We start from the raw sequence: 13,022 nt of genomic DNA, 5'->3' as shown, positions 1-13,022 counted from the left end.
GCCGCCCGCCGTGTCCGACGAGTACTCCAGCAGCCGCTTGACCGGCGCGGACTCCTCCGGCTCCATCAGCTCCAGCAGCCGGCTCTGGTCGGCCGGCGCGAGCTCGGCCAGCAGGTCGGCCGCGTCGTCGGGGTTCATCGCCTCGAGGACGTCGGCCGCGCGCTCCTCGGCCAGGTAGGCCAGCAGTTCCTTCTGGTCGTCGTCCGGCAGTTCCTCGATGACGTCGGCGAGGCGCTCGTCGTCCATCGCGTCGGCGACCTCGTGCCGCCGCTTGAGCGGCAGGTCGCGCACGGTCGCGGCGATGTCGGCCGGGCGCATGGTGTCGAACAGCATGAGCAGCTGCCCGGCGCCCTGGGGCTGGCCGGTGAGGTCGGTGAGCCCCAGCCCGGCCACCTCCGACCAGGGCAGCACCTGCATGGTCGCGCGGCGGCGGCCCAGGCCCACGCGCCGTTCGCGGATGGCGAGCTTCGCCAGCACCCAGTCGCGGGTGCGGGTCGGCTCCATCCCGGCGTCGACGACGGTGATCCGGGTGTCCGAGCCGGCCAGCGTGGCGTGCGCGTCGAGCAGCTGGCCGAGCACCAGGACCTCGTTGGGGCGCTGGTTGAATTGGCGCATGTTGACCGAGCCGGTGGCGAGCGTCACGGCGGACGGCTCGATCGAGGTGACCCGCAGCATCGGGACGAAGACGCGCCGGCGGGTGCTCAGTTCGACGACCAGGCCGAGGATCCGCGGCGGCTGCGCGTCCAGGCGCAGCCCGGCGACCAGGTCGCGAACCCGGCCGATCGACTCGCCGTCGGGGCCGAAAACCGGCAACCCGGACAGCTGAGCTGCGAAAACCCTGTTGACCCCGGCCATGGCACCGACACTATCGGCTGGCTGCCCACGGGGCGATTTCCGCCACTGTGACGAAGGCCGGGTCGTCGCTGTCTTCGCCGGACTCGGTGAGCTCCTCGACCAGCCAGATCCAGTTCTGCACGGCCCGCACGAGCGTCCAGGCCCGCGCCTTCTCGGCGTCCAGCTCGTGCGAAGCGACGATCAGCGCGAACCGTTCGTCCAGTGTGGACTCGGTGAACCGGTTCCAGAACAGCGGGATGACACCCCACTCGAGGTCGCCGGCGAGCGGCTTGGGGTCGATCACCAGCCACGGCTCGCGGGTACCGGCCAGGACGTTCTCGAAGTGCAGGTCCTCGTTCACCAGCAATTCACCCGCCGACGGCCCGAGCTCGCGGCAGATCGCGACGGCGGCGTCGACCAGCCGCTTCTCGAACGGCTCGCCGAGTTCGGCCCAGCGGCGGGGGAGTTCTTCGGCCAACCGCGCCGCCTCGGACCGCAGCCGTCGCCGCACGGACGCCGGTGCGGGGACGGCCAACCGCTGCGCCAGGCCGCCGATGAGCGGGATCGCCGAACGCAGCGGGAGGTCGTCGAGGGTGCGGCCGGCGTCGAGCCGTTCGAGCAGCAGGACGCCGTCGTCCGGCGCGGAATCCAGCAGCAGCACCGCACCCCGGCCGGCCCATGTGGACAGTGCGAGCGGCTCGTCGGCGGACTCCTCGTCGCGCCAGCCCAGCTTCAGCACCACCGGCGTGCCGTCGCGCAGGCGCGCGGGCTGCACCACGCCGACGTAGCCGTGCATCGCCTCGCCCTCGAACGTCAGGCTCCACTTCCGGGCGTACTCCGCGGCGAGCTCCGGCAGGGCGGCCAGCCACGCGACGGCGCCGTCGCCGAGCACCCGGGGCGCGCGGGCGGCGAACAGCGGCGGGACGCGGAGCTCGGTCACCGCTCCAGCCTGGCAGCCGCGTCTAGCGCATTTCGTCGGCTCCCCGGCGGGCGTACGCTGGGCTTTCAAGGGGAAACGCAACCCCGGGAGCAGCCATGGTGGTGGAGATCCTCAGCGCCGTCGTCCTCGCGGGCGGAGTCTGGCTCGCGTCGAGCGTGCGTGTCGTGAAGCAGTACGAACGCGGGCTCATCTACCGGTTCGGGCGGGTGCGGTCCCGCGTCCGCGAACCCGGGCTGGCGGTGCTCGTGCCGTTCGCGGACCGGCTCCAGAAGGTCAACATGCAGATCGTGACCATGCCGATCCCGGCCCAGGACGGCATCACGCGCGACAACGTCACGGTCCGGGTCGACGCGGTCGTCTACTTCAAGGTGATCGACCCGGTCGTCGCGGCGGTCAACGTGCAGGACTACCGGTCGGCGGTCGGCCAGGTCGCGCAGACGTCGCTGCGCTCGATCATCGGCAAGAGCGAGCTCGACGACCTGCTGTCCAACCGTGAGCGCCTCAACGAGGGCCTGGAGCTGATGATCGACAGCCCGGCGCTGGACTGGGGCATCCACATCGACCGCGTGGAGATCAAGGACGTCGCGCTGCCGGAGGCGATGAAGCGTTCGATGTCGCGGCAGGCCGAGGCGGAGCGGGAACGGCGCGCGCGCGTCATCTCCGCCGACGGTGAGCTGCAGGCGTCGCACAAGCTCGCGGCGGCCGCGGCGACGATGGCCGACACCCCGTCGGCGCTGCAGCTGCGGCTGCTGGAGACCGTGGTGCAGGTGTCGTCGGAGAAGAACTCGACGCTGGTCCTGCCGTTCCCGGTGGAGTTGCTGCGGTTCCTCGACGCGCAGACGCCGAAGCCGGCCGCCCCGGCCCCGAAAGCCGAACCCGAGCCCGAGCCGGAACTGGGCGATGCGAAGCCGGAGGTGAACGGCCACGCGACGCCGTCGCCGCGCAGCCCCGGCGACGCGGTGCTGCCGGCCGCGGACTAGTTCAGGTCGCCCCTCGTGCCCAGGATGATCAGGGTGGTGAAGAACCCGGCCCAGAGCGCGAGCACGACGTAGCCGACGATCACGGCGGCCGTGGCCAGCCCGCGGCCGCCCGCTTCGCCGCGGTTGGTCTTGCTCAGCGCGATGTGGCCCATCACGAGCCCGGCGATGGCGGTGACGCCGGAGCAGAAGCCGAGGATCGAGCACACGAGGGCGCCGATGGCCAGCGCGTTGTCCTGCCCGCGCGGAGCCGCGTACGGCTGCGCGTACGGCGCGGGCTGTCCGTACGGCGCCGACGCCGCGTACGGCTGCCCGTAGGCCGGCGGGTACGGCTGCTGCTGGTAGGCCGGCGGGACCGGCTGCCCCGGCGGCGCGAACGGCGTGCCGGGGATGTACGCCGCCGGGGTCTCGTACGCCCCGGCCGGCAGCCCGCCGGGCTGCTCCGCGGCGACGGTCGCATCCGCGGGGGCGTCGGCCGCCGGAACCTCGGCGGCGGGGGCCTCGGCCGCCTCGGTGGCGGCCGGGGCCTCGGCCGTGGTGTCGTCCGGCGTCACCGCGGCGATCGTGGCGTCGGGCGACGGCGGGTCGTAGTTCTCCGGCTCGTACGGCGGCGGGTCCGCCGGCGGCGGCGGGTCGTACGCGCCGGCCGGGTCGGCCGCCGGACGGTCCTTCTCGCCGGACGGGTCGGTCATCAGGGGTCCCCTCGGTACGGGCCGGGCAACGGCTGGGTGCTCAGCGGAAGGCGCCGAGCGAAACGAGCAGGGCCGCCAGGCCGATGCTCAGCACGATGCCGGAGTAGCCGACGATGATCGCCGCCAGTGCGACCCCCTGGCCCTCGGCCTCACCGCGTTTGGCCTTGCCGAGGGCGATGTGGCCCATGATGATGCCCGCGATGGTCACGAGCACGCACAGGAAGATGCCGGCGATCGAGCAGACCAGCGCCCCGACCGCCAGCCCCGATCCCTCTCGCGGCTGGCCCGGCATCCCGGGATAGCCCGGGGTCGGCGGGTACTGCGGGTAGCCGCCGCTCGGGTACTGCTGGCCGTAACCGGGCTGCTGGTAACCGCCCGAGGGCGGCTGCTGCTGGCCGTACGGGTTGTTCGGGTCTTGCGGATAAGTCATGATCTCTCCCCTCCTCGCGGCACTTTACGGGGCCGGACCCGTCGAGCGTGAGCGCCCTCATAGCAGCGTTGCAGCTTTGGAGTCATACTCACCGGTAACCCAGCGCCGGGAGCGGCGTCCTACTCCGGAAAGGGAGCCGTGATGGCCCGTCTCGCCCAGACCGCCGGCCTGACCGACGTGCAGTCGGAGATCCTGGCCACCGTCCGCCAGTTCGTGGACAAGGAGGTCATCCCGCACGCGCAGGAGCTCGAGCACGCCGACACCTACCCCGCCGACATCGTCGCGGGCATGAAGGAGATGGGCCTGTTCGGGATCACCATCCCGGAGTCGTACGGCGGGCTCGGCGAGTCGCTGCTGACCTACGCGCTGGTCGTCGAGGAGATCGCGCGCGGCTGGATGAGCGTGTCCGGCGTGATCAACACCCACTTCATCGTGGCGCACATGATCTCCCGCCACGGCACCGAGGCGCAGAAGCAGCACTTCCTGCCGCGGATGGCGACCGGCGAGGTCCGCGGCTCCTTCTCGATGTCGGAGCCCGACCTCGGTTCGGACGTCGCCGCGATCAAGACCAAGGCGAAGAGGACCGACGACGGCTACGTCATCGACGGCTCGAAGATGTGGCTGACGAACGGTGGCTCGTCCAACCTGATCGCGCTGCTGGTGAAGACCGACGAAGGCGCGGAGAAGCCCCACCAGAACCTGACCACGTTCCTGGTCGAGAAGCCGGAGGGCTTCGGCGAGGTGGCGCCCGGGCTGACCATCCCCGGCAAGATCGACAAGATGGGCTACAAGGGCGTCGACACGACCGAAGCGGTCTTCGACGGCTACCGGATCGGCGCCGACATGGTCCTCGGCGAAGCGCCGGGCAAGGGCTTCGCGTACATGATGGACGGTGTCGAGGTCGGCCGCGTCAACGTCGCGGCGCGCGCCTGCGGCATCGCGATCCGGGCGTTCGAGCTCGCGGTGGAGTACGCCCAGCAGCGCAAGACGTTCGGCAAGGCGATCGCCGAGCACCAGGCCGTCGCGTTCAAGCTGGCCGAGATGGCGACCAAGGTCGAGGCGGCGCACCTGATGATGGTGAACGCGGCCCGGCTCAAGGACTCCGGCGCGCGCAACGACGTCGAGGCCGGCATGGCGAAGCTGATCGCGTCCGAGTACTGCGCGGAGGTCACGCAGGACGCGTTCCGCATCCACGGCGGTTACGGGTACTCCAAGGAGTACGAGATCGAGCGGCTGATGCGCGAGGCGCCGTTCCTGCTCATCGGCGAGGGCACCAGCGAGATCCAGAAGACGATCATCAGCCGCGGCCTGCTGCGGGAGTACAAGTCCCGCTCCTGACACGCAGCGACTTGTCGCTGTGTCGACAAACGGCCGTCGGGCCTTTCGGGGTAAGCGGCTCGCACGGTCCGGGCGTTCTTGACAAGATGGACGCCCGGACAACGAGTGCGCAGGTGATGATGGTGAGTAGTCCCTTTGGCGGGGGGCGGGCGCCCGGTGGCCTGCCGCGGCTGCCGACCCCGCCGACCGGCTGGCCGATCGGGTCGTACGCGACCTACGGCGAGGCGCAGAAGGCAGTCGACTTCCTCGCCGACAGCGAGTTCGCCGTCGGCGACGTCACGATCGTCGGGGTCGACCTGATGCTCGTCGAGCGCGTGATCGGCAAGCTCAGCTGGGGCCGCGTGCTCGGCACCGGCGCGGTCTCCGGGGCGTGGTTCGGCCTGTTCGCGGGGCTGCTGCTCGGGTTGTTCGTCAACCAGGGCTTCGCGCTGCAGGTGCTCACCGGCCTGGTGCTGGGAGTGCTGTCCGGGCTGATGTTCGCCGCGATCGGGTACAGCATGTCGCGCGGCCGCCGGGACTTCTCCTCGGCGAGCCAGCTCGTCGCGGGCCGCTACGACGTCCTGTGCCAGCCCCGCTCCGCGGAACAGGGCCGGGAACTGCTCGCCAAGCTGGCCCTCAAGCCGCCGTCCGCGAACCCCTGAAAAACCCCAGTCTTACCAGGGGAAAATCACGATTCGACGCGCGGTGCGCTGAATCGTTACCGATACTGCTTGCGGGGTGTGATCGCCCGGCATAAGTTGGCCGACACCAGTCGGGCGGCCTCGCCCCACAGCGCGGCGGCCCGAGCACTAGCACGTCGGGGTGCTGGCGCGGTTTCGCCTCATCGCGTCGCGGTGCCCACCGGGTACCGCGGTAACCGGCGTGCACGCGGGTGAGGAGGCCTTATGGGGAAGAGGATCGGCGCGGGCAAACGAGGACGTTCGCCCGGCCGCACCGCCGTCCTGCTGGGGGCAGGGGCATTGGTGACCGGCATGCTCGCCGGTTGCGCGACGAGTTCCGGGCTCAAGATCAACATCTACATGTCGCCCGAGGACAATTTCCAGAAAGTGGTCGACGGCTGCAACCAGAAGGCGGCCGGCAAGTACGAGATCGTCTACAACAAGCTCCCGCGCGGAGCGGACGACCAGCGGCTGCAGATGGCGCGCCGGCTGGCCGCGGGTGACACTGCGATGGACATCCTGGGCCTCGACGTCACGTGGGTTTCGGAATTCGCCGAAGCCGGCTGGGCCGAGGAATGGACCGGCGAGAACAAGGCGCAGGCGTCCGAAGGTGTCCTGCAGGGACCGCTGGACACCGCGACCCACAACGGGAAGCTGTACGCGGCCACGAAGAACACCAACGTGCAGCTGCTCTGGTACGACGACCGGGTGACGCCGAAGCCGCCGGCGACCTGGGACGAGATGATGCAGGAGGCCCAGCGGCTCAAGGAGCAGGGCAAGCCCCACGAGATCGTGTTCACCGGCGCGCAGTACGAAGGCCTGGTGGTCTTCTACAACACGCTGGTCGCGTCGATGGGCGGGCACATCCTGTCCGACGACGGCAAGTCCGTCGTGATGGACGAAGGCGCCGTGAAGGCGCTGGAACTGCTCAAGAAGGTCTCGACCTCGGGGCTCACCGACCCGTCGCTGAGCAACATGAAGGAAGACGACATCCGGCAGGCCTTCCAGCGCGGCCAGGCCGCGTTCCAGCTCAACTGGCCGTACGTCTACGCCGCCTACGCCAAGGACAAGAAGGCGGACCTGCCGCACTTCAAGTGGGCGGTCTACCCGGAGGCCCAGGCCGGCATGCCCGCCCGGACCACCATCGGCGGGTTCGACCTGGCCGTGAGCACCTATTCGCAGCACAAGCCGGAGGCCTTCGAGGCGGCGCTGTGCCTGCGCAGCCCGGAAAGCCAGAAGATCTCGGCGATCAACGACGGCGTGCCGCCGAGCATCGAATCCGTGTACCACAACGATGTCCCGCTCGACCCGGGCAAGCCGGCTTCGGCCGACAACCCGAACATGGCGACCCAGTACCCGATGCGCGACGCGATCCTCGCCGCGCTCAAGACCGCCGCGGTGCGCCCGCTGACCCCGGCGTACCAGAACGCTTCGACGGTCATCTCGAAGGTCCTTTCGCCGCCGTCGGACATCGACCCGCAGGCCACCGCGGCCAAGCTGCGCGAGCAGCTCGGTGACGCGCTCCAGTCGAAGGGAGTGATCCCGTGACCGTCCAGGACTCGACCCCGGCCGAGACCGCCGGGGCCACGGTCGCCGGCGAGGCGACGACCCGCAAGAAGGGCAAACCCGTTCTTTCCGAAGGGAAGAAGGCCGAGCGGCGGCTCGGGCTGTGGCTGTGCGCGCCCGCGTTCATCGTGATGATCGCGGTCACCGGCTACCCGATCCTCTACTCGATCTGGCTGTCGCTGCAGCGGTACGACCTGCGGTTCCCGGCGCAGCAGCAGTTCGTCGGCTTCGACAACTACGGTGCGGTGCTGTCCAATTCGTACTGGTGGACCGCGTTCGGCACCACGATGTTCCTGACCGTCGTTTCGGTGGCGATCGAGTTCGTCCTCGGCATGGCGCTGGCGCTGGTGATGCACCGGACGCTCGTCGGCCGCGGCCTGGTCCGCACCGTCGCGCTGATCCCGTACGGCATCGTCACGGTCGTCGCGGCGTTCTCGTGGTACTACGCGTGGACGCCGAAGACCGGCTACCTGGCGAACATGCTCGCCTCCGACGCGGCCCCGCTGACCGACCAGTGGCCGTCGCTGTTCATCATCATCGGCGCCGAGGTGTGGAAGACCACGCCGTTCATGGCGCTGCTGCTGATGGCCGGCCTGGCGCTGGTGCCGGACGACCTGCTCAAGGCCGCGTCGATGGACGGCGCGACCGCGTGGCAGCGGTTCACGAAGGTGATGCTGCCGGTGATGAAGCCGGCGATCCTGGTGGCGCTGCTGTTCCGCACGCTGGACGCGTTCCGCATCTTCGACAACATCTACGTCCTCACCAACGGCGCGCAGGACACCGGGTCGGTGTCCATGCAGACCTACAACAACCTGGTCAAGGGCCTCAACCTGGGCATCGGGTCGACGATGGCGGTGCTGATCTTCATCACGGTGGCGATCATCGCGTTCATCTTCATCAAGGTGTTCGGCACGGCCGCACCGGGTTCGGACAACGGGGGTAAGCGCTGATGGCGATGGGAACCGTCACGACGGGCCGCAAGGTCAGGTGGGGCCTCGTCGACATCCTCGTGCTGGTGTTCGCGCTGGTCCCGGTGCTCTGGGTCGTTTCGCTGTCGTTCAAGACCAAGGACACGCTGACCGACGGGTCGTTCATCCCGCAGTCGTGGACCTGGCAGAACTACGCGGACATCTTCCAGACGTCGGAATTCCTGCTGGCGCTGGTCAACTCGATCGGCATCGCGATCATCTCGACCGTGATCGCGGTGGTGCTGGGCACGATGGCCGCGTACGCGATCGCCCGGCTGGACTTCCCCGGCAAGCAGCTGCTGGTCGGGCTGTCACTGCTGATCGCGATGTTCCCGCAGGTGTCGCTGGTGACGCCGCTGTTCAACATCGAGCGGAACCTCGGGCTGTTCGACACGTGGCCGGGGCTGATCCTGCCCTACATCACGTTCGCGCTGCCGCTGTCGATCTACACGCTGTCGGCGTTCTTCCGGGAAATCCCGTGGGAGCTGGAAAAGGCGGCGAAGATGGACGGCGCGACGCCGGCGCAGGCGTTCCGCCGGGTGATCGCGCCGCTGGCCGCGCCGGGCGTGTTCACCACGGCGATCCTGGTGTTCATCTTCTGCTGGAACGACTTCCTGTTCGCCATCTCGCTGACGTCGACCACGGCGTCGCGCACGGTGCCGGCGGCGCTGTCGTTCTTCACCGGGTCCTCGCAGTTCGAGGACCCGACCGGGCAGGTGAGCGCGGCCGCGGTCGTGATCACCATCCCGATCATTGTGTTCGTGTTGTTCTTCCAGCGTCGCATCGTGGCGGGGCTGACCTCCGGTGCGGTGAAGGGGTAGCGCTATGGCAGAGATCGTGCTCGACAAGGTGTCGAAGAAGTACCCCGACGGCGCCCTCGCCGTGTCCGAAGTGGACATCACCATCGCCGACGGCGAGTTCATCATCCTGGTCGGCCCGTCCGGCTGCGGGAAGTCGACGACGCTGAACATGGTGGCCGGCCTGGAGGACATCTCCTCCGGGGAGCTGCGCATCGACGGCAAGCGCGTCAACGAGAAGGCCCCGAAGGACCGGGACATCGCGATGGTGTTCCAGTCCTACGCGCTCTACCCGCACATGAGCGTCCGGGAGAACATGGCCTTCCCGCTGCGGCTGGCGAAGGTGGACGACAAGACCGTGCGGGCGAAGGTGGAGGAGGCGGCGACGATCCTCGACCTGACCGCGCACCTGGACCGCAAGCCGGCCAACCTCTCCGGTGGCCAGCGCCAGCGCGTCGCGATGGGCCGGGCGATCGTCCGCAACCCGAAGGCGTTCCTGATGGACGAGCCGCTGTCCAACCTGGACGCCAAGCTGCGCGGCCAGATGCGGACGTCGGTGTCGAAGATCCAGAAGCAGCTCGGCACGACGACGCTGTACGTGACGCACGACCAGACCGAGGCCATGACCCTGGGCGACCGGGTCGTGGTGCTGCGGGCCGGGTACGTGCAGCAGATCGGCTCGCCGCAGTTCCTCTACGACAACCCGGCGAACCTGTTCGTGGCCGGGTTCATCGGCTCGCCGTCGATGAACTTCGTCCCGGCGACGCTGGAGAACAACGAACTGCGGAGTGCGCTCGGCACGACGCCGCTGACCGACCGCGTCCGGCAGCTGGTGGAGCGGGCGAACGCGCCCCGCGACGTCATCGTCGGCATCCGGCCGGAGCACTTCGAGGACGCGGCGCTGGTCGAGGCCGGGCAGAAGACGGGCGGCGGCACGTTCACCGCGCACATCGACGTGCTCGAGTCGATGGGTTCGGAGAAGTTCGCCCACTTCACGCTGGAAGGCGAAGTCGCCACCGCCGCGGAGCTGGCGGAACTGGCCGCGGACAGCGGTTCGTCCGACGTCCCGGGCGCGGAGTCCCAGATCGTGGCCAGGTTGTCGGCCGAGTCGTCGGCGGCGGAGAACGCCGACCTCGAAGTCTGGTACGACGCGGACAAGATCAAGCTGTTCGACCCGTCGAACGGCAAGAACCTCACCTACGAGGACTAGGTCCGCCGTGCGGGGTGGGGCGGGTTCCGGCCCGCCCCACCCCGCACGTCCGGTCAGGGCGTGGGCAGGCGGGGGAGGATCGAGTTCGCCGCGCCGCGGGCCAGGGCGCAGGTGCCGTCGCCGGCCGTGCCCGCCGTCTCGACCACGCTGATCTCCGCCAGTTCGCGGCGCCCCGGCAGGCCCGGGGCCGGCTGGGTCGTGTCGACCAGGCAGAACGCGCCGGCCAGCCGGACGCGGGCGTCGCGGCCGCCGAGTTTCTCCGCCGGGCCGTCCGGTTCCGTCGTCTCCACCGTCAGCTTGAAGCTCACCTTGCCGCGGATGCAGCTGTGCCCGGACAGGCCGGTCGTCGGCTGGCTGTTCGGGCCGGCGGCGGCGTCGAGGTCGTGGTTGTCGAGCGGGACGCACGGTGCCACCCGGCCCCACGAGCCGTCCGGGAAGCTCAGCCGCCCGACCTTGTGCGCGGTGATCGCGGTCAGCGCCGAGCCGACGGCCGCGTCCGCGACGCCGCAGCGGGCCTCCTGGTCGCCGGTGCCGTCGGTGACCGACAGGTCGAGCCGGTTGCCGTCGGCGAAGGTGATGGCGCGGGTGCAGGCGCTGCGGTCGTTGAACATCGACTGCTGGACCGCGACACCGTCGGGCACCGGGCCGGGGTAGCCCTCGTACGGCTTGATGTTCGGGTCGGAGTCGAAGGCGAGCGGCCCGACGAGGATCGTGCGCGGACCGGCCTGGGCGCGGCAGCTTTCGAACGTCGGGACGGCGGCCGTCACGTCGGGCACGCTCAGCAGGCTGCAGAAGTCGATGCTGCCGAAGTCACCGAGCGCGGCGGCCGCGGTCAGCGGCGTGGGCCCGGGATCCGGCTCGGGCGCGGCCTGCGTGGTGGCGCAGCCCCCGGCGAGGAGGGCGCAGAGCATCGCGACGGCCAAGCTTTTCGGACGCGGGTACACGGGGTGCAAGTATCACCACATCGCGCGGAAAAAGCAGCCCTGACGGGGACATCTCTCAAACTTTTCCGGGCCGCCGGGTACGAACGGGCAGCTCAGGCGGTTTCCGGTGCACGCAAGGCCGTTTCCCCGGTCATCTGAACGATTTTCGGATTTGCCGTCCCCTAAGGGAGCGATCCATCCCGCGAGCGATGCGCGAACGGGTACTCCGGTGGTGAAGTGGAGGTATCGGAACTTCGAGGAAAGGGAAGACGATGAGCGCACCGGTCACCCGACGGCTGTCCCGTCCGCGCCACGGCCGCATGATCGGCGGCGTCTGCGCGGGCCTGGCCCAGCGGTACGGCATGAAGCCCGGCACCGTGCGGCTGCTGGCCGTGCTGTCCTGCTTGCTGCCCGGGCCGCAGTTCGTGGCCTACATCATCATGTGGGCGGTCATCCCGTCCGAGTAGACCCGTTGCCCCGCAGGGGAAAGATCGTTTCGCGGCGCCGGTGATCCGAAGGGTCACCGGCGCGTTGCCGCGTGGCTGCGGCGTCAGGGGCGCCAGCAGGACATCGCTTCGTCGACCTCGTCGACGTCGAGCGGCGGGCGGGGCAGCTTCGACGGCTTGCCGGGCTGCGCGCGCAGGCCGTCGAGGAGCATGGCGAGGCAGCGGCGCCACAGGTCCGGCTCCACCGCCGACGTGAACTCGATCACCGAGCCGATCATCATGTGCAGCATCGGGATGTCCGTCGGGGCGAAGTCGGCGCGCAGGCCGCCCGCCTCCTTGGCCCGCTCCACGAGCTGTGTGATCAACGGCACCAGCCGGGCTTTTTCTTCGGCCACGTGCTCGTGGCCGAACTTGTTCGACAGCATGATCTCGCGCAGCCCGCGGTCGCCCGAGTGGAGTTCGATCGACTTCCAGGTGAAGTCGACGAACGCCTGCCAGGCGTCCTCGGCCTTCAGCGCTTTCTCCGCCAGCGTGCCGATTTCTTCCATCCGCTCGGCGAACATGGCCTCGACCAGGTGTTCCTTGCTGGGGAACCGGCGGTAGACCGTGCCGACGCCGAGGCCGGCGTGGTGGGCGATGTCGTCCAGCGTGGCTTCGAGCCCGCGCCGGCCGAACACTTCGCGGGCCGACGCCAGGATGCGACGGCGGTTGAGTTCAGCGTCACGCCGCAGCGGCCGCGCCGGTGCGGCGGGACCAGCGTCCCGTGCCATGCCGTCCAGTCTAACCCCTCAAGTAGAGGCGCTCTCTCCGCTTCTTGTGTACCTTGGGGCGGGTAAGGGGAGATACCTACTCCACATAGTCTTCCGATCACTTTCTGTGAGGATCCTTCATGTCCGAGTCCACGCTCGCCGTCGCGCCGTCGGGGGACACGCGCGCCGCCGAGAATCCCCACCACGCCAGACGCTGGCTGATCCTGGTGATGATCGGCATCGCGCAGCTGATGGTCGTGCTGGACGCGACCGTCGTGAACATCGCGCTGCCCTCGGCCCAGCTCGACCTGGGCTTCTCCAACGACGCCCGGCAGTGGGTCGTCACGGCGTACGCGCTCGCGTTCGGCAGCCTGCTGCTGCTCGGCGGGCGGATCGCGGACCTCTTCGGCCGCAAGAACGCGCTCCTCGTCGGCTTGGCCGGCTTCGCCGCGGTGTCCGCGCTCGGGGGCTTCGCGACCAACATCGAGATGCT

15 protein-coding genes are annotated in these 13,022 nt (G+C 69.7%); 9 read left to right on the top strand and 6 right to left on the bottom strand.

What is annotated here, in order from left to right:
* Together CCN39_RS22840 and CCN39_RS22835 are read right to left on the bottom strand one after the other, a co-directional pair.
* Positions 1–855, bottom strand: an 855-nt coding sequence (locus CCN39_RS22840) for a magnesium transporter MgtE N-terminal domain-containing protein (RefSeq protein WP_086845131.1), incomplete at its 3' end; no start/stop codon positions are given.
* Positions 856–865: 10 nt separating this feature from the next.
* Positions 866–1,774: an aminoglycoside phosphotransferase family protein gene (locus CCN39_RS22835; protein ID WP_086845129.1), complete on the bottom strand. Its 909-nt coding sequence runs from the start codon at positions 1,772–1,774 to the stop codon at positions 866–868.
* Between the two features lie 95 nt (positions 1,775–1,869).
* Between CCN39_RS22835 and CCN39_RS22830 the strand changes: the two genes are divergently transcribed.
* Positions 1,870–2,754: an SPFH domain-containing protein gene (locus CCN39_RS22830; RefSeq protein ID WP_086845127.1), complete on the top strand. Its 885-nt coding sequence runs from the start codon at positions 1,870–1,872 to the stop codon at positions 2,752–2,754.
* Here the strand turns inward: CCN39_RS22830 and CCN39_RS22825 are convergent.
* Both CCN39_RS22825 and CCN39_RS22820 read right to left on the bottom strand, forming a co-directional pair.
* Positions 2,751–3,443 (bottom strand): DUF4190 domain-containing protein, encoded by a 693-nt coding sequence (locus CCN39_RS22825; protein ID WP_086845125.1) that lies wholly within the window; start codon positions 3,441–3,443, stop codon positions 2,751–2,753. The two genes, CCN39_RS22830 and CCN39_RS22825, sit on opposite strands and share 4 nt — an antisense overlap.
* Before the next feature lie 40 nt (positions 3,444–3,483).
* On the bottom strand, positions 3,484–3,873 hold the full coding sequence (locus CCN39_RS22820; protein ID WP_086845123.1) for a DUF4190 domain-containing protein: 390 nt from the start codon (positions 3,871–3,873) through the stop codon (positions 3,484–3,486).
* Positions 3,874–4,014: 141 nt separating this feature from the next.
* Between CCN39_RS22820 and CCN39_RS22815 the strand changes: the two genes are divergently transcribed.
* From CCN39_RS22815 to CCN39_RS22790, 6 genes are all read left to right on the top strand, one after another.
* Positions 4,015–5,211 (top strand): acyl-CoA dehydrogenase family protein, encoded by a 1,197-nt coding sequence (locus CCN39_RS22815; RefSeq protein WP_086845121.1) that lies wholly within the window; start codon positions 4,015–4,017, stop codon positions 5,209–5,211.
* 116 nt (positions 5,212–5,327) lie between these two features.
* Positions 5,328–5,852, top strand: a complete 525-nt coding sequence (locus CCN39_RS22810) for a YflT domain-containing protein (protein WP_167455155.1) — start codon at positions 5,328–5,330, stop codon at positions 5,850–5,852.
* A gap of 243 nt (positions 5,853–6,095) precedes the next feature.
* A complete protein-coding gene (locus CCN39_RS22805; RefSeq protein ID WP_086845117.1) occupies positions 6,096–7,418 on the top strand; it encodes an ABC transporter substrate-binding protein in 1,323 nt (440 codons plus the stop codon).
* A complete protein-coding gene (locus tag CCN39_RS22800) occupies positions 7,415–8,386 on the top strand; it encodes a carbohydrate ABC transporter permease (RefSeq protein ID WP_086845115.1) in 972 nt (323 codons plus the stop codon). Before CCN39_RS22805 ends, CCN39_RS22800 begins: the two co-directional genes overlap by 4 nt.
* Complete coding sequence (locus tag CCN39_RS22795) at positions 8,386–9,225, top strand: carbohydrate ABC transporter permease (RefSeq protein WP_086845113.1); 840 nt, start codon at positions 8,386–8,388, stop codon at positions 9,223–9,225. The genes CCN39_RS22800 and CCN39_RS22795 overlap by 1 nt, the downstream gene beginning before the upstream one ends.
* 4 nt (positions 9,226–9,229) lie before the next feature.
* Positions 9,230–10,411, top strand: coding sequence for an ABC transporter ATP-binding protein (locus CCN39_RS22790; protein ID WP_086845111.1), 1,182 nt, complete (start codon positions 9,230–9,232; stop codon positions 10,409–10,411).
* 53 nt (positions 10,412–10,464) lie between these two features.
* Here CCN39_RS22790 and CCN39_RS22785 read toward each other — a convergent pair whose 3' ends face one another.
* Positions 10,465–11,322 (bottom strand): hypothetical protein, encoded by an 858-nt coding sequence (locus tag CCN39_RS22785; RefSeq protein ID WP_086845133.1) that lies wholly within the window; start codon positions 11,320–11,322, stop codon positions 10,465–10,467.
* Between the two features lie 284 nt (positions 11,323–11,606).
* On the opposite strand from CCN39_RS22785, the gene CCN39_RS22780 reads away from it, so the two are divergent.
* Entirely contained in the window at positions 11,607–11,801 is a 195-nt protein-coding gene (locus tag CCN39_RS22780) for a PspC domain-containing protein (RefSeq protein WP_086845109.1), read from the top strand.
* Between the two features lie 83 nt (positions 11,802–11,884).
* Here the strand turns inward: CCN39_RS22780 and CCN39_RS22775 are convergent, their stop codons facing one another.
* Positions 11,885–12,550, bottom strand: a complete 666-nt coding sequence (locus CCN39_RS22775) for a TetR/AcrR family transcriptional regulator (protein ID WP_086845107.1) — start codon at positions 12,548–12,550, stop codon at positions 11,885–11,887.
* Positions 12,551–12,669: 119 nt separating this feature from the next.
* On the opposite strand from CCN39_RS22775, the gene CCN39_RS22770 reads away from it, so the two are divergent.
* Positions 12,670–13,022, top strand: a 353-nt coding sequence (locus CCN39_RS22770; RefSeq protein ID WP_143264116.1) for an MFS transporter, incomplete at its 3' end; no start/stop codon positions are given.

It is taken from the genome of Amycolatopsis kentuckyensis (genome assembly GCF_002155975.1).
In the GTDB taxonomy this organism is placed as follows: Bacteria; Actinomycetota; Actinomycetes; order Mycobacteriales; family Pseudonocardiaceae; genus Amycolatopsis; species Amycolatopsis kentuckyensis.
Note: the sequence above shows the minus strand (reverse complement) of the source record. Positions and strands in the feature narration are given on the sequence as shown.